Genomic DNA, 22,192 nt, shown 5'->3' on the forward strand with positions numbered 1-22,192 from the left:
GGAGCCGGCGCACGGCTCCTGCTCGATTTCCCCTACAAGCGAATGCGCGCTCGCAATTCGGGAAGCTTTGGAGCCAACGCAGCCTGAACGGCCTCCGCGAGTCTTCGCGAGGCGCGGGCGTCGGGGTGCCCGTTTGGGAGAATCCAGCTAGGATCGAGATCGACGCGGATATAGGGCAGATTTTGCCCCTCGAAGAGGATTCGCTCGAGGGATGGGGCGCCCGTCTCGTCGGGGAGGCAAGGCCCTTGGTAATTGGTCAGCACGATGAGCGGAACCGCGCCGCGCGCCTTGGCCATGGAGACCATCGCCCGATAGGTGGTGCGCGCAACCTCGATGGCTTCATCGCTCTGATACCGAGCCAATCGTTCCGCGAGCAGGCTTAGACGCCAGCGATCTTCGCGCGGCGTGCGCGGGATGCTGACGAAGGTTCCATCGTCCTGCAGCCGGAGATGGGTGCGTTCTCGTTCGACATTTCGCTCCAGCAGATCTTCGAACACGAGCTGGACCACGGCAATGGGATGCTCGAAATCGGGCAATGCGTCGTGCAGGCGCACGTACGATTGATCATCGCCATAGGCGTGCACTGCCAGATTCGCGATCTGCACCCCCAGTGCCTCGCCGACGAGCGCCGGAAAAGACTCCTCGTACGTGATGCCAAGCCCCAGCACGACGGACTCGCCGACGAACACGATCGTGGGCTGCGACAGCTCGGGCAGGTCATTTTCGGTGCGCGCACGTTCACCGCGGGCGTTGATGGCGACAGGGACGACATGCCCGTTCATCACGATGTTGTAGTTGGAGTGGGGAGCGTCGTACCGCCAGCCGTATCGCGCATCGGCATGGGTCGCTGGTACCTCGACGGGGGCCGAGGTCGGGCTCATGTTCATCTTCCAACGCAAAATGAGCTCGCTCACTCCGACCGACAGCGCGATGGCCACGCCGATTCGGGCAACGGCCCCGATCAGCTCTCCGTGTGAGTGGCGCGCAGCCCACCGTCCAGCCATGGGCCTCAATCCAAGCGCCACCCCGAGGCCGCCCACCGCAAGGATGGCACGTTCGAGAGCATATCGTGTGAGCTCGTACGAATTCTCGGCACAACGGTTGTGCATCGTGTGAACTTCGAACCATCGGCGGTCGGCTCGCCAAGCCCAGACAAGAAGGGCGGCGCCCAGTGCCACAAAAATACATTCGACGGCGATGCGCCGAATCGGTGTTTTGGGCGATGCTCCCGTAGAGGGGACCTTGGATGTAGGCGATCCTGGATCGTCGCGTACCATGTTCCTCGGAATCGATTTGAGCTACACGAACTGTCGAGGGCTGAAGCCCGAGAGCTTTACTGGCGGCTCTCGAGGAAGGAAGCAAATTCGGTGGCGAGCAGTTCAACCGTCAAAGTCCGGGGAGCCGATCGTTGGTTATTTCCACTGCATCGGTGGGTCTGGGCCGATCCACATCGGCGAGCGCACAAGTTGCTTCGGTTTGCAGAGACCGAGGCTGACGGGGGTCGCGATATCGCTCGAGCCGCCGAACTCACCAACGATGCACTTTTGCGCCGATTGTACATCCGACACGCCCTCGACGAACAACGTCACGCGGATCTCTTTCGAAAACGGGGCAAGGCGATGCTACGAGCACTGCGTCAGAACGGCCCCGCGGTCAGTCTGCAAGCCAATTGGCTATCGCCCGGCGAACGTGGCCTCGACGACTTGCAGGTCGAAAAAGAGAACGATCATTCACTGCTCGCGTTCTTGCACCTCTCGGAGCGGGCTGCCGCCACGCGCTTCGCCGTCTATCACGACGTGTTGGCCATCGATCCGGAAACGCGCGCGGTGTTCGGCGAGATCTTGAAGGACGAGGCGTTTCACATGAATTACACGCACAAGCAACTCAAGCGCATCGAGCCGCGGCGATATGCAACGCGTCTCTGGCTCGCGCGCATGAGCCGCATGTGGAAAGCCTACTTGCGGCTGTCCGTGGCGGTTGCAGGCGTGTTCGGCGCGGTGTTCCTCTTGGTGCAGTATTTCGTGCTTCTTCCGGTTTTCGCCTTTTTGGCCAAACGAGCCGCAAGAAGCGAACCGGAAGGTTGGACCGCGGCCGACGCACGGCCGCACTCCATGAGGTCACAGTACCGATGAAGATCCTGGGAATCTCGGCGCATTATCACGACGCGGCGGCTGCGCTCTTGGTGGATGGCTTGCCCGTCGCGGCCGTCCAGCAGGAACGCCTGTCGCGCCGAAAAAACGACGCCGCATTTCCGCTCGAAGCCATCGAGTGGTGCCTCGAGCAAGGCCAGTTGGAGCCCGAGGACCTCGATGCCGTGGTCTTTTACGAAAAGCCGATGCTCAAATTCGAGCGCATCCTGACGTGCGCGCTCCGGGCATTTCCAAAGTCGTGGCGAAGTTTTCCCCAAGCGATGAAAAACTCCCTGGGGGAAAAAGTCTGGATCAAAGGAATCATCAGTTCCCACTTGGGTATCCCCGGTGGAAAAATCCTGTTTGCCGAGCATCATCGCTCGCACGCGGCCGCCGCATTTCTCACGGCCCCCACACAGAACGCCGCAATCTTGACCGTCGACGGCGTGGGAGAGTGGGCCACACTCTCCATCGGGCGCGGCCACCGCACACCGGGCGGCAAGACCGACCTCGTTCTACTCCGTGAGATTCGCTTCCCGCACTCGTTGGGAATGCTCTATTCGACGTTCACGGCATTCTTGGGCTTCGCCGTCAACGAAGGCGAATACAAAGTCATGGGGCTCGCGTCGTACGGCAAGCCGCGTTTCGCCGACGCCGTGCGTAAGATTGCGCGCCGAACGGCAGATGGCGCGTTTGCGTTGGAAATGAGCTACTTCGACTACCACACCACCTCGAAGCGCTCGTACTCGGCAAAGTTCATCGACACGTTCGGTCCACCACGCCTTCCGTACGAACCGCTCGACCCTGGCACCCCCGAGGGTGCCCGCTATGCGGATATCGCGGCCAGCGTGCAACTCGTGCTGGAAGAGATCCTGGTGGATCTAACGCGTGAGCTTCGAAAAAGTACCGGGCTATCCGATCTGTGCCTCGGCGGGGGCGTGGCACTCAATGGCTGCGCGAATGCTCGAATCCTGCGTGAGTCCGGGTTCGACAACGTCTTCGTCCCTCCCGCGCCGGGTGATGCGGGTTGTGCGCTGGGCGCGGCACTCTATGCGGACCGGATCCATTTCGGGCAGCCCGATCGGCCCTTTGCCGATCATCCGTACTGGGGCCCAACCTTGGCCCCCGACGAGCTGGCGCGGGTGGCGAGGGAAGATGGATTTGCGCAGGAGCAGCTCCCGAACGGGGAGGCGCTGGTCGCACGCATCGCGGACGAGCTCCATGCGGGAAAGATCGTCGGCTGGATGCAAGGAGCCAGCGAGTTCGGCCCGCGCGCATTGGGGCATCGCAGCATTTTATGTTCCCCGCAGGGCGCCGAGACGCGCGACCGGCTAAATCGCGAGATCAAGTATCGAGAGGAATTCCGTCCGTTCGCGCCCGCCGTTCCCATCGAGGCCGCGAGCACGTATTTCGATTTGCCGCCTGGAGGTGCACGTCTTGCGCGCTTCATGTCGGGGGTGTTCCCCGTGCGGGCGGAGTGGCAATCGCGCTTGGCGGCGATCACGCATGTCGACGGCACGGCGCGACTGCAAACGGTCGACCGCGCGACGGAGCCGCAATTCTACGCTCTTCTCGAGGCGTACGGTCGGCGGAGCGGCATCCCGGTGCTGCTCAATACATCGTTCAATCTGGCGGGCGAACCCATCGTCAATCGAGCGGTGGAGGGGTACTCCACGTTTCGCCGATGCGGCATCGACTTGCTCGTAGCGGGAGATACTCTGGTGAGAAAAGAGCGCGCGGGCGCCATCCGCGAAGATGGCAATGCCGCGGCGAGCGATGCAGAGGAAGCGGCAGAATGATCAAGCGACGCGGAAAATTTCGACGCGGGTTGAGCGTACTTGCGAGCGCCGCACCCTCCATCGCGGAAACCGCTGCGGCAATTTGGAAGAACGAGAAGAAGAACCGCTGGGTCGTTCCGCTTTTGGTGTTCCTATGTTTGACGGGACTCCTCCTGGTCGTGGCCAGCACGGTGGAGGTCATGGCGCCATTCATCTATACGATCTTCTGAGGGGTGAAGCGTGACCTCGGCAGCGAGCGCCATGGCCGCGCGTGACATCGCGCGCATTTCGAAGGCGAGCTTGGAGCTCATGGCGTGCCCCGCCTGCGCCGGCGCACTGGAGGCGTTCTCGGTGGGCTCGGAGGCCGGTATCGCGTGCACCGATTGCGCAGCGCGGTTCGACGTCCGAAACGGCATACCCAATTTGCGGGTCGACGCCGACCAGCGAACCGAGGTGGTTCGCGAGTTCTATTCCGTCGCACCTTTTCCGGGGTATCCGCCGAGGGACAGCCTTGGGAGCTTGCGCGCTCGCGCCGAACGCAGCGAATTCGCGCGGCTCCTGGATCGCGCCATCCCTGGCGATGCCCGCGTGCTGGAGGTCGGGTGCGGAACCGGCCAGATGAGCCTTTTTCTCGCCACGGCCAACCGCGTGGTGCTCGGGGCCGATCTGACACGTGCCTCGCTCGAACTCGGGGGCGCCGCGGCCCGGCGATTTGGTGTCGATCGCGTCACCTTCGTGGAGACCGATCTACGGAAACCTGGACTTCGCCCGGGAGCGTTCGACGTCGTTTATTGTTCCGGCGTTTTGCACCACACGCCCGATCCCCGCGCGTCCTTCGCTGCGCTGGCCAAGCTCGCGAAGCCGGGCGGAACGATCGTGCTCGGTCTGTACAATGCGTATGCGCGCATCCCCCACCGACTCCGGCGCGCGCTCGGGCGCCTGAGCGGGTTCAAGCTCATTCCATTCGACCCGGTGCTCCGCGACCGAAACGCGGAGCCCGCGCGGCGGGACGCGTGGCTGCGCGATCAGTACCTACACCCCGAGGAGCACCGTCACACGACGGCCGAAGTCCAACATTGGTTTCGCGAGAACGGGGTCGAATACCTTCGCACGTACCCCGATTCCCTAATAGCCGCCGAACCGCTTCAGGGTGACGAGTTCTTCACGGCCGCGGACGACAATTGGCACTTCGAGAACTGGCTGGCCCAAATCCGTTGGGCGGGCAGCCTTTGGCACGAAGGCGGTTTATGGATCACCGTAGGCCGCAAGGTGGATTCTCGAAACGACTGTCCGAAATAGCACCATATCAGGTTTCTAGAAGGAACTTACGAACGAGCGCAACCACCTCGTTTGGTCGTTCGAGCAAGACTCCGTGGCCGCTCTCGAGCGCCACGTATTCGCTCCCCGCAATCGCCTCGTGCAGAACACGCGTTTGGTATTCTGGAATCATGAAATCGTGTTGCCCGCGAATGATCAGCGTGGGCGCCGTTATCTTCTTCACCTCTTCGTGTATGTCGACTCGCAAGGCGAACTCGATACGCCGAATCGTGTGCGCAGGGGGCTTTTGAGCAATGATTTCCTCGATATTTTCATGACCAAGCGACGTGACGAACGACGGGGTGAGCGCGAGGGAGAGACCGTAGCGCATTCCTAGCTCGGAATCTTGGGCCTCGAGCCGCGCCCAGGTGCTGAAGATCAACTGATGGCGCGGATCTCCGCTGTTCGCCCAGCCCGCAATCAGCACCAACCGCCGCACGAGATCCGGATGGCGCGCCGCTGTCGCAGCCGACACCACCGCGCCCAGAGAATCGCCTAACAGGTCGACGGGCCCACTGGAAGCGTGGCGAATCGCACTGGCGACCTGCTCGACGAGAATGTCGAGTGATAAGTCTCCCTCGGGGATCGTCGAATTCGAGCATCCAGCATAGTTGATACTGACGACTTCCCGTCGATCGGAAAAGCGCTCGAGCACATGACCGAAGTTGGTCTGGCTGTCCATGCTCGTTCCATGCACGAGGACCAGCGCAGGTCCATGTCCCATCTTCGTATAGTGAACGGTGGTGCCGGAAACCGAAATTGTCGTCATGAATCAGTCCATTCTAACCAAGAACCGAATCGACCACACACGAATGAAGATCCGCGGTGAGCATTGGTAGGTGCGTTCGCGACTCCCGTTGTTCTCGAACAAGCGAAATTCACGCAACTCTTCTGAAGCCTGGTCGATGGACATTAACGGCGACGCCAGAGATTGGCATTCGACATGTACGCAAGCTCTTGCAGCCATTCCGGAAAGCCTGATCCGATTCGGACCCCCTGGTTCCTCCTGTTTTGCCCCCCGGCCGATGACGCTGCCGAAAACATCGAGCGGAAGGAGCTTGCCGTAGCCACTTCCTCGAAGACGCGATAGCGGTGTTCGGCGGAGAAAATGCAGATGACCAGACCCCTGAATGATAGCACCGCGCTAAGACCGGAGGACGCGCGGCCGAGCGTGACGATGCGGCGTCTCGAGGCCGGCGATCTGGAGGACATCGCCGCGCTCTGCGACGAGGCTGCGATCGCGGGCGCGTCCCCGGAGGGGCCCGCGCCGATGGACCGCGGATACTTGCGGTCGCGTCTCTTCGGCGGCGAGGCGAAGTTCGAGGCGTACGGATTGTACGAAGGCGGCCGCCTCATCGCGTGGGGGGCGCTCGCGCCGCACACCTACCGCCCCGTGTACAATGTCTGCGCGGAGATCAGCCTCGTGGTCGCGACTTCGCGCCGGCGTCGCGGGCTCGGCCGCCGGCTGGCCGCGCATTTGCTCGAGCGCGCGCACGCGCATCGTCTCCACACTGTGCTCGTCGTGCTCCCCAGCGAGCCGACGCACCCGATGGCGTGGGCCGTCCGTCTCGGATTCGTCAGCGTGGGAGGCCTCTCCGGTGCCCTCCAAACGGGCGACGACGAATGGTGCGACATCGTGCTTATGCAGAAGTACCTCGCATACGAGGAGCCGGGCCAATGACGTTCCGAAAAGCAGAGCTCCAGGACGCGGAGGCGATCGCGCGCATTTACAACGAGGCCATGCCGCCCGGCGTGTACGTGACGCCCGAGCTGGCGCAGGTGACCGCCGAGAGCCGGCGCCGCTGGATGTCGGAGGTGGCAGCGCCCTTTGGCGCTTGGGTCCTCGAGGCGGGGCAGGGTGAGGTCGTCGGTTGGTGCTCTCTCCGCCCGTTCGCCGTAAGGCCGACCTATCCGCGCATCGCCGAGATCTCGGCATACGTGACGATCGGAAAGCGCGGCCTCATCGGCGCCCGGTTGCTCGCCTGCGCCGTTCACGTGGCGCGGCGCCGTGGGTTTCGATCCATCGTCTCGATTGTGAGTGACAAGAATCGGGTGAGCGTCTCGGGATGCGTCACCTACGGATTCAAGCCGGCGGCGGTGCTCTACGAGGTCGGCAGGTTGGGCGGGAATCTCGAGAACGCGCTGTGGCTCCAAAAGAGCCTGCTCATCGACGATCCGGCCCCGTATCGCAAAATCCGCGACTCCATTCTTCGCACCGAGTGCGCGGACGAACGGACGTATCTATGATTCGATACGAGCTTTTGAGCGAACCTCTCTGAGCGCATGGACTGGCTTTGAGTGCACGAGTGCCGACGGTATTCTCCGGAGTGCTTTTCATTGGAGGCTGATCAACAGGAACTCGCCGCCGTTCAGTGACAAGCCGCCGATCGTGTAGCCGCTGACCGTAATTCCAGATTGGTCGAGCGAGGTGATGCTGGTTCCACTGCCTTTCAGGATGGTGAGGCTCGATGCGGTGACGTCGGGGCTGAAGCCTTTCAGAACGAGCGCAGTCGTGTAGGAAACCGTTGTAGAGGCATTCCAGATTGCAACGTAAGCACGTCGAGATGCATTCTTTTGAACCAGGGCGAACGCCTGTAGGTCGCTCGTGGTGGAAGTGAGCGGGCGAAGTGGCGCTGGCGCGGCCTGGAGCCACTTCAACACGGGCGGCAAGATGGTAGGCCCAGCATTCGGCGCGCCTTCTATTCCGATGGTCGCCACCGCGTAGCCGTACATCATGTCGGCATATGGCATAAGCTCGGCTTCGCGTTGCAGGAACTGGATCATACCGGCAGCGGTCGTGTACTCGTTCTGGCCAAGGGAAAGGCCGTAGCGATCGATGATGACCTTGACGTCGAGGTAGTCGGGGTGTTGCTGAAACTCTTGATAGGCGTTGTAGATGGACTGAGTGATGGTTGGTGACGGCGAGTAATTCTGAATCGTGAAATAGTCGAGCGGCATTGGCTCGGAAATAATTTGTTTGGCAGCAAAATCGTAGAAGTCGCTATTTCCCGAATTCAGCTGGATGCCACCGCTCAGCATGTGGTTGGCACGAAGGTATTGCGCGATGGGTGTCCAGTAGGAGATGAAGCGCTGGATATTCGTCGACACGGCCTTGCTCACGTCCGCAGCAGATACATCGGCGCAGCCGTTGTTATCGTAAGTAGTCGAAAAGCCCAGGGTATGCGACGGCTCCTGCGTGCCGATCCAGATAGCGCCCGGAAATGACGAGTTAAGATCACCCATCCAACTTTCCACCGCGTTCTGGGCCACCTGCATCATGGTTCCCGGCGAGGGTAAGGGGTAAAAGTTGCCGACGGGTTGGGGGCCCTTTGGTGGACAAGGGCGTTCATAGCCCGAATCGAGGTTGCTGCTCGGGTAGGCGGCGGGCGTGCCGCTGATCTGCACTGCGGCCGGTAGAGCGCTGGACGTGGCATCGCTCCGTAGAAGGTTGAACGTCTGCACGAGGGGTGCGCTGCCTGATGTGCTGGGGGTCAGATTCGGTGCCGTGTACGCGAAAAAGGGCGTGTCCTCCGAAGAGTTGATGTCGAGCGTCGCATTGAGAAAATTGACCCCCGAAGTTTGGATATCGTTCTTTACATTCCCGACGATCGTGGACGGAGGCCTGTGCGCGCGACCGATGTCGAAGCCTTCCACCACCCCGCGACGATACGTCACCTGGTGGGCCACCGCGGCGTCCTCCTCGGTGCAATCCACGACGATGGAGGGCGCGAGCGAGCCGGCAGCAACGGTCAAGAGCGCCGGTGCGCTCGTCGTCGTCTGCTTGGCACCGTTGGTGATGGTAACCGTGTAAGCATCGAGATTATTCTGCGCACGGGTATTGGGACCGGTCGTGTAAGACCGCGTGGTGGCTCCCGCGATCGCGACGCCGTTGCGGTTCCACTGGTAGGTCAGCGGAAGGGATCCATAGGCTGCTACCGCGAAAGTGGCCGTTGAATCGGGAACGACCGTCGCGCTAAGGGGGGATTCCGTAATCGTGGGCGGCTTGGGATTGATCGTCAGGGTGGCGCTCTGACTGGCGAGTTGCGAACCGGCTGCGTCAGTAACGACAACGCTGTAGGTGGCGCCGTTATGGTAGCTGTAAATAGTCGTGGGTATCGAGAGCGTTGCAGTGCTGGCGCCAGGCACCGGCGTGCTGCCCTGTTTCCACTGGTACGTCAGCGGCTGATTTCCGCTGGCCGCCACCGAGAAGCGAGCAGGCTGGCCGTCTGTCACCGTCAAATTGGTAGGTTGTGTCTCGATCTCGACATTCGGCGCCAACGTACCTGGGCCGCCGGCGCTCGATGGCCCGGAATCGGCACTACAGTGAACGAGAACGAGAACGAGAACGAGAACGAGTGTCCGAGCCAGACACATCGCGCCGATTGGCGACGGGGAGCATAGGGGCCGGGCGCGAGACGGTGTCTTGTACATGGGTCTCCGGGGTTGATTATCAGTGGCAATTGCCGCAGGCGGGTTCGAGATGCCAGGACCAGCGGAGTGGTATTCGGCGCGAGAGCGCTCCGGAGCAACCCGCTATGCGGTTGACTCGAAGACGACGAATATATTCGTCACAAATCCTATCCCTACGTTCACACCGAAGGAGCGATTCATCGCATTCAAATTCATCGTGCAACGGCTTCTGTTGCCCGCAACATCGATAAAGCCTTTGCAGGTTAAACGCTTGCGTTGCGCCATTATATGGCGCACGGCGAGCTCGCGCGCAAGCGAGTCGCGAGGTAAATCAATGTAAATCAACGACGTCGTGCGACCATTTTCGGCTCGTGAATGTCACAAAGACGCGCGCCGCCGCATGCTGCCAATCAATGAAAAAGGATGCAGCGGCGTACGGCGCCGGGCGCTTGTGGCGCGCTCAACGACGTCGTGGCGTGGCGCGAATTTCGCGTGCGCAACGGCACCGCAGTTCGCTTGGCATCCGCCGGAGTCACGGGGTTGTTGACGGCCAAGCTGAGGTCCGGTCTGCCATCGACGGCGAGCCGCGAGTGTTCGAAGCGGATCGGCCTGAGAAGCGGATGCTCGATGTGCTTCACCGAGTCATGACCGAAGCCGCGGATGTCATGGTCGCTCGATCCTCGTCAAATTGAACGGCGAGGCCGAACGAACGCTCATCACCGCCCGCCGCTTCGGTGCGCGGATGTGCCATGATACGGTTGCATGACGGCAAAAGGTGCTCTCTCTCCGAGGCGTAAACGAATGAGACGCCCAGCACGCCTGGAGGCAGCTCGTCACTGGCTCCCGACCTTCAACGGAAAGAATCTCGTACGCGGCTACGCCAAGTGGTTCGGGGTTGATCTCGGGTGTGCCCTGAAGGAGCTTTTGCTGCTGGGCGTCGCGCTCGATCCCATTTACGTCGAACGATTGCGCACGAGCTTGCGCAATCGCGCTTCCCGCGCGCCCAGTTCGGCCCCACCTCGTGAGGACATTCCGGAAGAAAGCTACGAAGAGTGGTATGCGGCCGATGACAGCAACGACATGGCCACGGATGCATCAGCGAGGGGAACCGTAATCGAGAGCATCGACGAAGCAATGAGGCTTTTGCGCAAGCTCGTGGCGCGCGCCTCGAACGGTGAAGAATTCATCATTGCTGAAAATGGAGCGCTCCTGGCCAAACTAGGACCGATTGTCGAGGAGCCGCCCTTCTAAATGCATAAACGTCATGACTGCGCCTGGTGGACAATTGCTAACGCCGCACTTCAAACACGCCGTTTCCGATTCGTATACGAATACAATTGAAACAGAACGCCCGTCATCCATCGTGAATCGGCAATGCTCACTTGGTGGTGGCTACCTGGGTCGAAACGAGCTGGGGATAGGCCGACTGGCCGTCGCGGTCAATATCCGAACCATCCGGCGACATGAACTGCTCAAAGACGGCGATGTATCCGCAGACGAACGAATTTCGAGTTCCAGCATTTTTACGTTGGACACGGAGACTACGCTTTTGCGGTCGGCTTCTTCTTTGCCCTCGCGGGTGGCTTCGAACTCGTCTTGGCCACTGTCGGCCTGCGTTGGAACAGAGACATCTGTTCGGCTCGCGCTGCCTTGGCTAGGGGTGCCTTATCATAAGTGACATTGACGTGTTCTGTCGGTGGGTAATCAATCCCCTTGCCGTTGAGCAGACTCTCGGTCGTAACCACTTGAAGCCGAGCATGCTCTTTCAGTTTGATAGCGAGATGGATGATATCAATTCCGATCCACGCACGTTTCAATCGATGAGCGACAGCAACGGCAGTGCCACGGCCACAAACGGATCGAGAATCACATCTCCGGGATTGCTACAGCGAGGATGACCCGCTCAAGGAGTTTCTCGTGATCAGGTCACATCAACTCCTCGGCGCTTCGCGTGGCGAGGAACGTTCATCAGGGCTTCAATAGGCACGCCCGGGAGCATTTCGAACGAGTGGCTCGGACGTGTACGAACGTCCGGTCGCGTGACGCGAAGAGCGCGAAACGCCCGGCGACGCGAGATGCGCATTATCGAGAGGTGCGGGGGACGGGGGGCACTTATCCCGCAGGGTCGCGCCCGCCCAAGCAGAGAACGCGCCCGATGCCCGGCGAGCCTGGTCGGTATGCCAGGCCACCAGTTCGTCGACGCGCTCTCGGTTAGGCACCGGCTCGAGCGGCCTGCCCGACTTCCCCCAGGTAGGAAGTCGGGGATCTCTGGGCGTCCCCAGGGGGATTCGAACCCCCGTTAGCGACGTGAAAAGCCGCGGTCCTGGGCCTCTAGACGATGGGGACTCTTAGGCGCCGGGAACCTACGCGGTACCGGTCGCGGTGTCAAAGTCGAAGTGGAGGTGGGCTACGGATTCGGCTCCTCGGGGAGGATGACCGGGCTCGGCACCGCTGCGTCGGCAGTGGAGACGGGAGGCGCCTCGCCGTGCGTGGCGGGGGTGAGAAGCTTGGGAAGGGCCCACATCGTGATGGTGGCGCCCGTTATCGCGGCGAGGGTGCCGGCAACGACGATGAGAGACCTCCGCGTCGGGGGCGGCGCTGGGGACGATGGCGACTCGGGGTGCGCTGGGGACGGCGCCGCGGCTAACGGTACGGTGTGTACCGGAAGGTCCTGCGCGGGCGTGGGGGGCCCCACCGCCTCCGGGCGCACCGCCGCCTGCACGCGCGCCGCCTGCACGCGCGCCGCCTCCGCGCGCACGGCGGCCTCCACGCGAGCCCGCACCGCCCGCAAAGGCTCGGCCGCACCACCCGCGAGAAGCGTCTTCGCCGCCACCTGCTCCTCCGCGACGTCCGCGACCTCCGCCGCGTCCGCGACACCCGCAACATCCGCCGCGTCCGCGACATCCGCGACGTCCGCGCCCGCGCCGTATTCGCACAGCGTGGTCACCGCCACGAGCATCTGCCGCGCCGACACGAAACGCCGCGAGCGGTCGCGGCGCAAAGCTCGCTCCACCAGGCGCGCCACCTCGGCCGAGACACTCGGCTCCACCGACCGCAAGTCCGGCGCGTCGTTCATGCAGATCGACATGATGATCTGCTCGTAGCCCTCCCCCACGTGCGGCGGACGGCCCGAAATGCACTCGAACATCATCGCCCCGAGGCTGTACAGATCGGCCCGGCCATCCACGTCGGCCACGGCCTGCGCCTGCTCCGGCGACATGTACAAAGGCGTCCCGATGACGGTGCCGGCACGCGTGATGAAGCTCACACGGTGATCGGTGCACTCCATCTTCGACATGCCAAAGTCGACGATCTTCACGAAACTGCGCGCCGCGACCACCGGCCCGCGCGACAGCAAGAAGACATTGTCCGGCTTCAGATCGCGGTGGACGATGCCCGCGTCGTGCGCGTCGGCAAGCCCGCGCAGCGTCTGCGCGGCAATCTGCAAGGTCTCCCCAATCGACAGCTTGCCGAGCCGGCGCAGGCGGCAACCCAGGTCCTCGCCGCGCAGCAGCTCCATCACCAGATAGGGACGGCCGTCGCACGAACCGGTGTCGTGAACGGATACGATGTGATCGCTGCGAATGCGCCCCACCGCGCGCGCTTCGCGCGTGAAACGGCTCGCGACCGACTCGACCTGCGCGTACTCGCGGTCGATGAATTTGAGCGCAACCCTGCGCCCTAAGCCAAGATGCTCGGCTTCGTAGACGGCGCCGATGCCTCCGGCGCCGAGAAGCTCGATGATGCGGTAGCGCTCGTCGACCACCTGGCCGACGAGCCTGCGAAGCTCATCTTCCCGCTGTTGGAGGGAAATGCCTTGCACGACGCGGTTTTACCACCGATTCGGCGGCTTCCCCACCCCCAGCCTTCCCTGCTCGAGACGGCTCAGGCGCCGGTCGTGAGCTTGTGGACGGCGGCGGAGAGACGCGCGACGGTGCGCGATGCTGCCTTGAAGTGAAAGACGCGCTTGCCAGCGGCCTTGTCGATCGCTTGGATCGCAAGGGCGAGGGCCGACTTTGCCCCTTCCTGGTTCTTCGCGGTGACCTCGGTGCGGACACGCTTCACGAGGGTGCGCACGGCGCTCTTCACGGAACGGTTACGGTTCGTGCGCTTGATGCGCTGGCGATTGCGCTTTTCTGCGGAGGGATGATTGGCCACGATGATTCCTTCGAGAAACCGGGAAAATGGAGCAGAACGAAGTTCTGCGGGAGGCGCACTCTATTGAAAGACCGGCCCTTGTCAAGCCTTGGCGCCACGCCCCACCCAAGCGCCCGCGCACGCTAGACCCCAGGCGATCGGCGAAAAGGCCAGCGCGAACACCAGGGCCATCGGTGCAGCAAAGCCGAGCACGAGCAATGTCGCCAAAAGGGCGAGGGCCGTCGCCAAAGCGGGCTCGAGCAGGGTGCGCGCATTCGAGGCCCGGGCCACGAGGTACCCGCTCACGGGAAATGCCCCCAAAAGCCCTGCCCCCAGCAGCGCCACCGGAGCCGTGGTGGACACGGTGTGCTCGTCGACCAGCGAGAAATCCACGTTGGCCCAATTGCCGAACAGGATTGACAGCACGAGCCCCACCAGCATGGCCCCCAAGGTCACCAGCGCCCCGTAAGCGATCCACCGGTATTTCACCGGTTGCTCGCTCCGCCGCAGCGCCTCCCGCACCGCGCGAAGGCTCGGCGGCTGCGACAGCGCTTCCAGCGGCATGAACGAGATGCGCGGCCCCGAGCCAGGCGCCGACGACACCGGTCCCTCGTTGCTGCGCTTGCGCAGGTCACGCGCGCCGATCCACGCGACGCCGGCCATGCCGATCAGCAGCGGCACGGTCGCAATGAGGGCGCCCGGCCCGCGGCCGTACACGAAATGGATGTACAGCCCGTGCGCCGCCACCGACCCCACCCACGTCACCGGAAAGAGCGTGCCCGGTGTCTTCAGCTGCCGCGAGCGACCCAGCGCATAGCCCCACGCGCACGCGAAAAAGAGGTGCGCCGGCAGCGCGAGCGCCGCACGCGCGAGCCAGATGCCGCCCGAGGCGTGCGCGCGCAGAAGCAGCGCATTCTCCACGGCCGCGAACCCCAGCGCCGCCGCGCTCGCGTAAACCAAGCCGTCGTACGGCTCGTCGAAGTGGCGCGTTCGAAACGCCGCCCACGTCGCGGAGACCTTGGCCGCCTCGCGCACGGGCGCCACCACAGCGAACAAGAAGAGGAGCGCACCCGCCTCGCCCGACACGGAGGCGCGGATGTCCAGCCCCGTCCACGCAGCCGCCCTCGCCTCGATGTAAAAGGCCACGCCACCAAAGAGCGCGCCCAAGAAGAACACGAGGCTCACGAGCCAGATGGGCTCCTTCTCCTCGTCGGTGTGGTAGACGCCGAACACCAGGAGCACCGCCGGCAACACCGCGGGAAGGAACCACCTCAGGAACGAGAAGACCATCGCCCCTTCCCTTCAGAACCCGAGTTCGTCGGGGGCGAAGGTCGAAACCTTGGGGTGCGTGCTCCCCGCATCGTCCGCGACCCCCGGCCTCAGGAGCTGCCACGTGGAAAGCCCCGCCGTGCGCGCCGCATCCAGTTCGGCGGTCACATCGGAGAGAAACGCCACCTGTCGCGTGCCCAGCGCGCGCAAAATGGCCTCGTACGCGCGCACCTCGCGTTTGGGCCCCGCCGTGGTCGGATCGAAGTAGCCGCTGAGAAACCCCGTGAGATCGCCCTGCTCCGAATGGCGAAACAGGAGCTCCTGCGCCTCGATCGAACCCGAGCTAAAAATCGCGATGCGGATCCCCCGCGCCTTCCATCGCTGAAAGGCCACCGGCACATCGGGGTACACATGGCTCTTCACCTGGCCGGATTCGAATGCACCGCGCCAGATTTTCCCTTGAATCGCCTTGAGCGTGGGCTCTTTGCGATCGGCATCGATCCACGCCGTCAGATGTTCGATGAGGCCCCCGATATCGCTCGCACCCGTCGCTTCGCGAGCGTCGCGCACCTCGTCGTCGTTCCAATGCTCCGCGATGTACTCGGGCAAGGCACGGCGCGAGAGTGGGAACAGAACGTCGTGGACGAAGGAAATGTCCGTCGTCGTTCCCTCGATATCGAGAAGCACCACCTCCGGCGCCGATCCCATCGCCTAAACCCTTGTGTAACGCGGAAAGCGGCCCGCCACGTCGGAACCGGTGAAGTTGGCCACCCAGCCTTTGGGGTCGGTGAAAAGGCGGATCGCGGTGAAGCGCGGCACGGGCCCCATGTCGAACCAGTGGCGCGTGCCCGCGACGACGTTGATGAGGTCACCCTTGGTGCACTCGAGCGCGTAAACGGCGTGCTCGTAATGGATGCAAAAGAGCCCCGAGCCCTCGACGAAAAATCGCGCCTCGTCCTCGGAGTGGGTGTGCTCGTCGAGGAACTTCTTGCGCATTTCAGCGTGGTTCGGCGTGCCTGGATTCACCGAAACGACGTCGGCCGTGCCAAATCCGCACTCGCGTTCCAATTTGCGAATGGAATCGGCATAGGCCGCGAGGACCTCGTCCTGGGAAGCGTCCGGTGCAAGAACGCGCGATGCGTCCCAGCGTTCGAAGCGAATCTTGGCCTCCGCTGCCGCATCGCGGATGGTTTCGAAGGTGGAATACTCGTCGAAAACGTCGGGGCGGGTATCGTCTCGGTAAACGCGCAAACGGCTCATGGGGCATTCCTCCTCGCAGCGCCCTCAGGCAACTGCGATGGGCTGACAGGCGCGATAACGAAGGGTGCAATCGAAGAGAAACTCGAAGGCTTCGACATGACGCCGGGCCTCGTCCATATGACGCCCCCACGCATATAGGCCGTGTCCCGCCACGAGGTAACCGTGGATCGACTCCGTCCCGAACGCGTCCATCCACGCGTCGACCTCGCGGGCGAGGTCGTCCATGTTTTGCGAATTGTGGAAGATCGGCACGCGCTCCTTGTGTTCGTGCGTGCGCACGTCCGAAAGCGCTTTCAGCATTTCGTAGCCGCTAATCTCGAGCACGCCCTGGGCCGCATCGAGCCGCGAGAGAACGGTGGCGCACGGCGAGTGCACGTGCAACACGGCGCCGATTTCCGGGATGCGCGTGTAAAGCCGGGCGTGCAATTTCGCCTCGGCGCTGGGACGCGCCCGGCTGCCATTGGAGCCTGCCGAGTGGGGCGGGAGTGGATGGCCGTCCAGATCGAGAACGACCATGTCCTGCGGCGTGAGCGCGCCTTTTTCGCGTCCCGAGGCCGTGATCATCATGGATCCCTCGCCCACGCGCGTCGAGAAGTTGCCGCCGGTGGCGAGCGCCCAACCGCGACCGTAGAAGTCGCGCCCGACGGCGACCAGCGCGGCCGCGGCGGCTTCGAGGTTGGCGGCGGGGGCCTTCGATCCTTGGTTGGAGGGCGTGGAGGTGCTCATGGCCTAAAAATGGATACCCCCGTGAAGTAGGAGGCGTCCACCGAAGCCCGCAGACCCACCGCTTTTCCCGTATTCCGCGTCGGTCGATCCGTCGACGGAGGGGCGCCACATGGCGAGAAACTCGGAGGAGAACTCGCCGCCGAACGAGAGGTGTGGCGTGAAGTAATAATCGAGGCCGAGTTGGAGCCCTGCGTCGAAGCCGCGCACGTGCACGTCGTTGGAGTTCGCGCGGGTGCCGATGGCGTCTTGGCTCAAGGCGCCGAGGAAGCTGTATCCGCCGTAGAGGCCGATGTACGGATCCCATCGGCCGATGGGGATGTGAAATGCGATTTCGGCGTTGATCTGCCAAAGGTCGTACGGGCTCAGCGCCGTGTAGCGAAGGCGCGGTCCAATCGTGAGAATGAGCAGGCGCAGGCCGAGGCCCACGTCGAACACGGGGCCGACGGCGCTCGTGCGATCGAGGGCGAGGTCGGACGAGTTGAAGGTGGTGAGGCCGACGAGGCCGGCCCCGGCGCTCACGTTCGCGTAGAAGAACTCCAGGCCGCGGCCGCTGTCTTTCTCCTTTGCGTCATAAGAAGAATAGGAATTTCCGTAGGAAGAAGAGGTTGGATAGGAATTCGAAGGGTAGGAAGACGGAGGGGGAGCCTGCGTCGGCGGCAACGGGGCGGGAGGTGCGAGACCTTGCGCGTGAGAGGAACCGGCGGCGGCGAGGCTGATGAGGCCAGCGAGGAACGCCGCCGTGTTCTTCATGATTTCTCGTCCTTGGGCTGTTGGGGCACTTCGCCGGCGTCGGAGCTTTCCTGCTCGGTGCCGGGGATGACGTACTCCCCGTTCAACCATTTCCCGAGGTCGACTTGCTTGCACCGCGGCGAGCAAAACGGCCGCGATTCACGCATCGCCTCGGTCAGCGTCTTGTTGCAGATGGGGCAACGCATGGTCACTCACCCGGGGGCGGCGGCGCGTTGACCTCTCCATCGACGTTGGACGCGATGGACAAGTCGACCGCGGGAAGCTCGGTCGGCGGCAAGGCAATGGCCGTTTCCTCGCAGCTTCGGTCGAGAAGCTCGGCCACGTCCATGGTCGTATAGCGCTCTTCGAGGTTCTGGCTCTTGAGGCCGTCGGTGAGCATGGTCATGCAGAACGGGCACGCGCTGGCCACGGTGCCTTGTTTCACCGCATCCACCAGCTGCAAGGTGCGCTTCACGTTCACGCGGTTTTGATTCTGCTCCTCCATGAACATTTGCGCGCCACCGGCTCCGCAGCAAAGACCGCGCTGCCGGGTCCAATATTCCGCCTCGACCAGCTCGACCCCAGGAATGGCGCGAAGGATGTCCCGCGGCGAGTCGAAGATGCCGTTGTAGCGACCGAGGTAGCAGCTGTCGTGGTACACGACGCGCCCCGTCACGGGATTCTGCGGGTCGAGCTTCTTCTGCGCCAAGAGCCCGAGCAGGTAGTCGGTGTGGTGAACGACTTCGAACTTGGCGTCGAAGTCCGGGTACTCGTTCTTCAACGTGTTGAAGCAGTGCGGGCACGTCGTCACGATCTGCCGGATGCCGCCCTGCTCCTTGTAGCCGTTGAGCACCGCGGCGTTCGTCTCTGCGAGCATCGCAAAGAGGAACTCGTTGCCCGCACGCCGCGCCGGATCGCCCGTGCAGTTCTCCTCCTCGGCGAGAATCGCGAAGTCGACCCCGGCCTTCTTCAACAGCCGCGCCGTCGCGCGCGCAATCTTCTTCGCGCGGTCGTCGTAGCTCGCCGCGCAGCCGACCCAGAAGAGCACCGGTGTGTTCGGCCGCTCCGCGAACGTGGGAATTTCCAGGCCTTCCGCCCAGCCTGCGCGATCCATGCGCGAGAGGTTCCACGGGTTGCCGTTCACCTCCATGCCCTGGAACGGCTTCTGGAGTTCGTGCGGGAACTCGCCTTTGACGAGCACGAGGTTGCGCCGCATATCGACGATCTTGTCGACGTACGAGATCATCACCGGGCACTGCTCTTCGCAGGCGCGGCAGGTGGTGCAGCCCCAGAGCACGTCGGGGTGGATGATGTTCGACACGAGGTCGATCGCCTGGACTCCGTTCGCCGTCTTCGTCGCCTCGGCAGCGCCTTCGGCGTTCGGCTGCGAAGATGCATCCTCCTTCTTCGGCTCGGGAGAAGAGTTTTCCTTTTTCTGGTGAATGAACTCTTTCTCGCGCGAATACAGATGATTGCGCAGATCGAGGGTCAGGTGCTTCGGGCTCAGGACCTTGCCCGTGCGGTGCGCGGGGCAGTTGTCGGAGCAGCGGCCGCACTCGGTGCAGGTGTAGAAGTCGAGAATCGCCTTCCACGAGAAGTGCTCGATGCGTCCCACGCCGATGGGAAGCGCGGTGGGATCCTCGGACTCGCCGGCGGCGCCCACGAGTTCCATGAGCGTCTCGGAATAGGGCTTTTTCTCGGGCGGTGCAGCCTCGGTCGCACCTTCTGCCGCCCCTTCCGTCGAGGGAGCGTCGGCCGCGGGCGCGGGGGTCGGCAACGTCGCCGAGATCAGAGGAAGGCGGCCCGCCGGCGCGAGATCGCGGAAGAAGACGTTCGGGATCGCCGTGATGACGTGGAAGTGCTTCGAGTGCGGCAGCAGGTTCAAAAAGAGAAGAACGAGCGCCGAGTGGATCCAGAAGCCCGCGTGCGCGAGCACGATGAGCAAGGTGGGCGAAAGCCCCTGGAAAAGCATCGCGAAGAAGGTGCCCGCCGGCGAAGGGAACGGCGACCAGCCGACGTGGCCCTCGTCCCCGTACGGCGCGACGATGGTGGCGATAGCCTTGCACTGGTCGGCCGAGACGAGCTCGTGCCCGGTGATGCCGCAAAGCGAGGTGTCACGCTCGGCGAGCACGAACGCGGCACCGTCGTAAACCATGTCGGCGACCATCATCGTGAAGATGATCCCGAGGATGACCAGGCCTTCCGTGCTCAAGGTGGTCCGCTTCATCGGGCGGATCACGCGGTAGTAGAAGAAGATGCAGACGCCCGTGATGACCATGAGGCCCACGGTGTCCTTCATGAACTCGTAGACCTTGCCGAGCGGCATCCACGGCGCCAGCACCAACAGGTTCCACGAGGGGCTGAAGCCGCGACCCCAGAGGATCAAGGTGCGCAGCAGCAGGACCACGAAGCCGATGAAGATCAGCTTGTGGGCGATGCCAGCGGGCTGGTAATAATCCATCTTCTCTTGAACGAAGGCGTACCGCCACACCGCCTTCACCCGATCGCCCAGGCGATCGAAGCGGTCCGCAGAACGCCCGGTTCGAAGTAGAAGCCACCTGCGCCCGGCCGCGATGGCGAATGCTCCGAACGCCACCACCAGCAACACTGTCATCGCCAACGCACTCAAAACGACCGACCTCCGCAAGGGTTAACTGAATCGCCATTCAGTCTACTCCAAATTGGCGCCGGGGGCGGGAAGATTGCTCGGCGGGGGGCGGGAAGATGGCTCGGCAGGGGCCGGGAAGATGGCTACAGGCTGAAGGTGAAGGACTTCTGGTCGTCGGTGGGGGAAACCTCGAGATCCACGCCGTAAGAGCGGCTGCCGATGCGGGCGCCCAGGCGTGCCTTGACGGGCGCGGGGGCGCCGTGGATGTCGGTGAGCTTGATCTTCACGACGTAGGCGCCGCGTGGGGGCTCCATGCCTTCGAAATAGACGTTCTCGACGTTTTGCGAATAGCAGCTCTGGTTGCCCGTGCCGGGGCAGTCGCGGTCGAGGTGCAAGCCGCTGGCGCTGGTGCGGTTCGATTCGGTGACGCTGCTGCCCGAGGGATCGGTGACGCTCAAGTCGATGTCGGCGGGGCTGTCACCCCACGCCACGATGAATTGCAGCAGGCCCGTGCCGAGGCCGCATCCCTCTTCGAGGATGCCGTTGCAGTTGTCGTCGATGGCGTTGAAGCAGATTTCCGGGCCCGTGGGGGTGCAGGCGCTGACGAGGGAGACGCCGGGCGGAGCGACGATGGAACGGGGTTTCAAGTCCGCGCCGGACTTCGTGGAGCGCGCGCTGGGTCCACAAGCTCCGCACGCGATGAAGGCTGCGACGAGCAACGCGATCGATTGCGCGGTTCGCAGAGGCCGCTTACACCTGTGCGTCGTCTTCCTTCTCATGCGGTCTTCTTTTCGCATATTCGCCTGGCTCGCGTTCGCCGTTTTCACCGTGTCGACCGTCGCGCCTTTGGCGCGGGCCCAAGAGGAAAGCGAGCCGGTGGTTCTCGTGTACCGCGCCCCGCGTACATGCCCCACGGAGGCGGCGTTTCTCGAGGAGGTGCGGCAGCGCACGACGCGGCTTCGTGCTCCGCGCGGCGCCGAGGCGTTTCGGCGCTTCACGGTGGACATACGCGTGACGCGGGCCGAGACGCGCGGGCGGCTTTCCATCCGCGACACCGACGGCGCGGAGGCGGTGCGCACCGTGGCGGGCGAGAATTGCGGCGAGGTGGGGGCGGCGCTGGCGCTGGCCGTGGCCATTGCGGTGGACCCGACCGTGTCGCTTGGGCCCGCACCGGAGGGGGGTCCCGCGCATTCGCCATTCGCGAATCGCGAATCGCGAATCGCGAATGCCCCCAGGCCCCCCTCCCCGCCGCCGGCCGCCCGTCCGGTGCCCCCGGCGCCCAAGGTGGTCCGGCGCTTCCGGGCTGCGCTCGCGATGGAGGGCGTGGTCGCCACGGGTGTGGCGCCGGACGCGCTCTGGGGCGCGGGGCTCGCGGCCACGTGGACCGCGCCGCTGACCTTCGAGCCGAGCCTGCGCACGACCATCGCGTACCTCACCGGTGCGCGCGAGGCGATCGACGCCGCCGAGGCGCACTTTGCGCGATGGACCGCGGGCCTGGAGGGCTGCGCGCTGCGCGTGCGACTCGGTTCCGTGTCGCTGTTTCCTTGCGCAAAGCTGGAAATAGGCGCGCTGCGCGCGGAAGGGCAGAAGATCGCGCGGGCCACGTCGGAGGTGCGGCCTTGGGTCGCCGTCGGGCCTTCGGCGCGGGTTCGATGGCTCGTGCCGGGGCAGCGCCTGTTCGTCGAGGCGGGGGCCGCGGCGATGCTTCCATTGACGCGAGATCGCTTCTTTTTCCAGCCGAACATCACGATTCACCGCGCGGCCGTGCTGGGGGCCGAGGCGAGCCTCGCGCTGGGGCTCGAATGGTGATGCGTCCGTGATCAAAACGG

Annotated in this window: 21 protein-coding genes and 1 tRNA gene; 8 read left to right on the forward strand and 14 right to left on the reverse strand. The window is 63.6% G+C overall.

The genetic code is table 11. The features are described 5' to 3' along the window. Nucleotides 1-32: 32 nt before the first annotated feature. On the reverse strand, nt 33-1,004 hold the full coding sequence (locus LZC95_37985; protein ID WXA92234.1) for a hypothetical protein: 972 nt from the start codon (nt 1,002-1,004) through the stop codon (nt 33-35). A 615-nt stretch (nt 1,005-1,619) separates the two neighbouring features. Between LZC95_37985 and LZC95_37990 the strand changes: the two genes are divergently transcribed. Genes LZC95_37990 through LZC95_38005 form a run of 4 tightly spaced genes read left to right on the forward strand, consistent with a single transcriptional unit; the run spans nt 1,620 to nt 5,206 of the window. Next, entirely contained in the window at nt 1,620-2,132 is a 513-nt protein-coding gene (locus LZC95_37990; GenBank protein ID WXA92235.1) for a hypothetical protein, read from the forward strand. Further along, nucleotides 2,129-3,928 (forward strand): carbamoyltransferase, encoded by a 1,800-nt coding sequence (locus LZC95_37995; protein WXA92236.1) that lies wholly within the window; start codon nt 2,129-2,131, stop codon nt 3,926-3,928. The genes LZC95_37990 and LZC95_37995 overlap by 4 nt, the downstream gene beginning before the upstream one ends. Continuing rightward, nucleotides 3,925-4,137 (forward strand): DUF5989 family protein, encoded by a 213-nt coding sequence (locus tag LZC95_38000; GenBank protein ID WXA92237.1) that lies wholly within the window; start codon nt 3,925-3,927, stop codon nt 4,135-4,137. The genes LZC95_37995 and LZC95_38000 overlap by 4 nt, the downstream gene beginning before the upstream one ends. A 10-nt stretch (nt 4,138-4,147) precedes the next feature. Then, nucleotides 4,148-5,206 carry a class I SAM-dependent methyltransferase gene (locus LZC95_38005; protein WXA92238.1) on the forward strand — a complete coding sequence of 353 codons (1,059 nt, stop codon included), beginning with the start codon at nt 4,148-4,150 and terminating at the stop codon, nt 5,204-5,206. Nucleotides 5,207-5,213: 7 nt separating this feature from the next. Here the strand turns inward: LZC95_38005 and LZC95_38010 are convergent, their stop codons facing one another. Further along, the gene (locus LZC95_38010) at nt 5,214-5,879 is read right to left on the reverse strand and encodes an alpha/beta hydrolase (protein ID WXA92239.1); all 666 of its coding nucleotides are present in this window, start codon (nt 5,877-5,879) and stop codon (nt 5,214-5,216) included. Nucleotides 5,880-6,338: 459 nt separating this feature from the next. On the opposite strand from LZC95_38010, the gene LZC95_38015 reads away from it, so the two are divergent. Further along, entirely contained in the window at nt 6,339-6,905 is a 567-nt protein-coding gene (locus LZC95_38015; GenBank protein WXA92240.1) for a GNAT family N-acetyltransferase, read from the forward strand. Then, nucleotides 6,902-7,471: a GNAT family N-acetyltransferase gene (locus LZC95_38020; protein WXA92241.1), complete on the forward strand. Its 570-nt coding sequence runs from the start codon at nt 6,902-6,904 to the stop codon at nt 7,469-7,471. Before LZC95_38015 ends, LZC95_38020 begins: the two co-directional genes overlap by 4 nt. An 87-nt stretch (nt 7,472-7,558) precedes the next feature. On the opposite strand, the gene LZC95_38025 is transcribed toward LZC95_38020, so the two are convergent. Beyond that, a complete protein-coding gene (locus LZC95_38025; GenBank protein WXA92242.1) occupies nt 7,559-9,457 on the reverse strand; it encodes an immunoglobulin domain-containing protein in 1,899 nt (632 codons plus the stop codon). A 978-nt stretch (nt 9,458-10,435) separates the two neighbouring features. On the opposite strand from LZC95_38025, the gene LZC95_38030 reads away from it, so the two are divergent. After that, on the forward strand, nt 10,436-10,885 hold the full coding sequence (locus LZC95_38030; GenBank protein WXA92243.1) for a hypothetical protein: 450 nt from the start codon (nt 10,436-10,438) through the stop codon (nt 10,883-10,885). Nucleotides 10,886-11,907: 1,022 nt separating this feature from the next. On the opposite strand, the gene LZC95_38035 is transcribed toward LZC95_38030, so the two are convergent. The 11 genes from LZC95_38035 to LZC95_38085 all read right to left on the reverse strand — a co-directional run bounded on the left by LZC95_38035 (nt 11,908) and on the right by LZC95_38085 (nt 21,142). Continuing rightward, nucleotides 11,908-11,980 (reverse strand) — tRNA-Glu (locus LZC95_38035). A 61-nt stretch (nt 11,981-12,041) separates the two neighbouring features. Further along, nucleotides 12,042-13,457, reverse strand: a complete 1,416-nt coding sequence (locus LZC95_38040; GenBank protein ID WXA92244.1) for a serine/threonine protein kinase — start codon at nt 13,455-13,457, stop codon at nt 12,042-12,044. Nucleotides 13,458-13,519: 62 nt separating this feature from the next. Then, complete coding sequence (rpsT, locus tag LZC95_38045) at nt 13,520-13,792, reverse strand: 30S ribosomal protein S20 (protein ID WXA92245.1); 273 nt, start codon at nt 13,790-13,792, stop codon at nt 13,520-13,522. Nucleotides 13,793-13,873: 81 nt separating this feature from the next. Then, nucleotides 13,874-15,061 carry a PrsW family intramembrane metalloprotease gene (locus LZC95_38050; protein ID WXA92246.1) on the reverse strand — a complete coding sequence of 396 codons (1,188 nt, stop codon included), beginning with the start codon at nt 15,059-15,061 and terminating at the stop codon, nt 13,874-13,876. A 12-nt stretch (nt 15,062-15,073) separates the two neighbouring features. Continuing rightward, nucleotides 15,074-15,748, reverse strand: coding sequence for an acireductone synthase (gene mtnC / locus LZC95_38055; GenBank protein ID WXA92247.1), 675 nt, complete (start codon nt 15,746-15,748; stop codon nt 15,074-15,076). A 3-nt stretch (nt 15,749-15,751) separates the two neighbouring features. Then, a complete protein-coding gene (locus LZC95_38060) occupies nt 15,752-16,300 on the reverse strand; it encodes an acireductone dioxygenase (GenBank protein WXA92248.1) in 549 nt (182 codons plus the stop codon). Between the two features lie 24 nt (nt 16,301-16,324). Beyond that, the gene (locus tag LZC95_38065) at nt 16,325-17,026 is read right to left on the reverse strand and encodes a methylthioribulose 1-phosphate dehydratase (GenBank protein WXA92249.1); all 702 of its coding nucleotides are present in this window, start codon (nt 17,024-17,026) and stop codon (nt 16,325-16,327) included. Nucleotides 17,027-17,029: 3 nt separating this feature from the next. Next, nucleotides 17,030-17,776, reverse strand: a complete 747-nt coding sequence (locus tag LZC95_38070; protein ID WXA92250.1) for a hypothetical protein — start codon at nt 17,774-17,776, stop codon at nt 17,030-17,032. Then, nucleotides 17,773-17,961: a DNA gyrase inhibitor YacG gene (gene yacG, locus LZC95_38075; protein ID WXA92251.1), complete on the reverse strand. Its 189-nt coding sequence runs from the start codon at nt 17,959-17,961 to the stop codon at nt 17,773-17,775. Before yacG ends, LZC95_38070 begins: the two co-directional genes overlap by 4 nt. Before the next feature lie 2 nt (nt 17,962-17,963). Beyond that, a complete protein-coding gene (locus LZC95_38080; GenBank protein ID WXA92252.1) occupies nt 17,964-20,369 on the reverse strand; it encodes a (Fe-S)-binding protein in 2,406 nt (801 codons plus the stop codon). Nucleotides 20,370-20,506: 137 nt separating this feature from the next. Beyond that, nucleotides 20,507-21,142 carry a hypothetical protein gene (locus LZC95_38085; GenBank protein WXA92253.1) on the reverse strand — a complete coding sequence of 212 codons (636 nt, stop codon included), beginning with the start codon at nt 21,140-21,142 and terminating at the stop codon, nt 20,507-20,509. On the opposite strand from LZC95_38085, the gene LZC95_38090 reads away from it, so the two are divergent. Beyond that, on the forward strand, nt 21,141-22,172 hold the full coding sequence (locus LZC95_38090; GenBank protein WXA92254.1) for a hypothetical protein: 1,032 nt from the start codon (nt 21,141-21,143) through the stop codon (nt 22,170-22,172). The two genes, LZC95_38085 and LZC95_38090, sit on opposite strands and share 2 nt — an antisense overlap. Nucleotides 22,173-22,192 lie beyond the last annotated feature (20 nt).

Source organism: Sorangiineae bacterium MSr12523 (assembly GCA_037157775.1).
GTDB classification, from domain to species: Bacteria; Myxococcota_A; Polyangia; order Polyangiales; family Polyangiaceae; genus Pendulispora; species Pendulispora brunnea.

Bases quoted from the DNA above. Each gene is read 5' to 3' on its own strand.
- LZC95_37985 (WXA92234.1), bottom strand. From the start codon at position 1,004: ATGGCTGGACGGTGGGCTGCGCGCCACTCACACGGAGAGCTGATCGGG.
- LZC95_37990 (WXA92235.1), top strand. From the start codon at position 1,620: ATGCTACGAGCACTGCGTCAGAACGGCCCCGCGGTCAGTCTGCAAGCC.
- LZC95_37995 (WXA92236.1), top strand. From the start codon at position 2,129: ATGAAGATCCTGGGAATCTCGGCGCATTATCACGACGCGGCGGCTGCG.
- LZC95_38000 (WXA92237.1), top strand. From the start codon at position 3,925: ATGATCAAGCGACGCGGAAAATTTCGACGCGGGTTGAGCGTACTTGCG.
- LZC95_38015 (WXA92240.1), top strand. From the start codon at position 6,339: ATGACCAGACCCCTGAATGATAGCACCGCGCTAAGACCGGAGGACGCG.
- LZC95_38020 (WXA92241.1), top strand. From the start codon at position 6,902: ATGACGTTCCGAAAAGCAGAGCTCCAGGACGCGGAGGCGATCGCGCGC.
- LZC95_38030 (WXA92243.1), top strand. From the start codon at position 10,436: ATGAGACGCCCAGCACGCCTGGAGGCAGCTCGTCACTGGCTCCCGACC.
- LZC95_38050 (WXA92246.1), bottom strand. From the start codon at position 15,061: ATGGTCTTCTCGTTCCTGAGGTGGTTCCTTCCCGCGGTGTTGCCGGCG.
- mtnC (WXA92247.1), bottom strand. From the start codon at position 15,748: ATGGGATCGGCGCCGGAGGTGGTGCTTCTCGATATCGAGGGAACGACG.
- LZC95_38060 (WXA92248.1), bottom strand. From the start codon at position 16,300: ATGAGCCGTTTGCGCGTTTACCGAGACGATACCCGCCCCGACGTTTTC.
- LZC95_38065 (WXA92249.1), bottom strand. From the start codon at position 17,026: ATGAGCACCTCCACGCCCTCCAACCAAGGATCGAAGGCCCCCGCCGCC.
- LZC95_38070 (WXA92250.1), bottom strand. From the start codon at position 17,776: ATGAAGAACACGGCGGCGTTCCTCGCTGGCCTCATCAGCCTCGCCGCC.
- yacG (WXA92251.1), bottom strand. From the start codon at position 17,961: ATGCGTTGCCCCATCTGCAACAAGACGCTGACCGAGGCGATGCGTGAA.
- LZC95_38080 (WXA92252.1), bottom strand. From the start codon at position 20,369: ATGACAGTGTTGCTGGTGGTGGCGTTCGGAGCATTCGCCATCGCGGCC.
- LZC95_38090 (WXA92254.1), top strand. From the start codon at position 21,141: ATGCGGTCTTCTTTTCGCATATTCGCCTGGCTCGCGTTCGCCGTTTTC.
- LZC95_38085 (WXA92253.1), bottom strand. From the start codon at position 21,142: ATGAGAAGGAAGACGACGCACAGGTGTAAGCGGCCTCTGCGAACCGCG.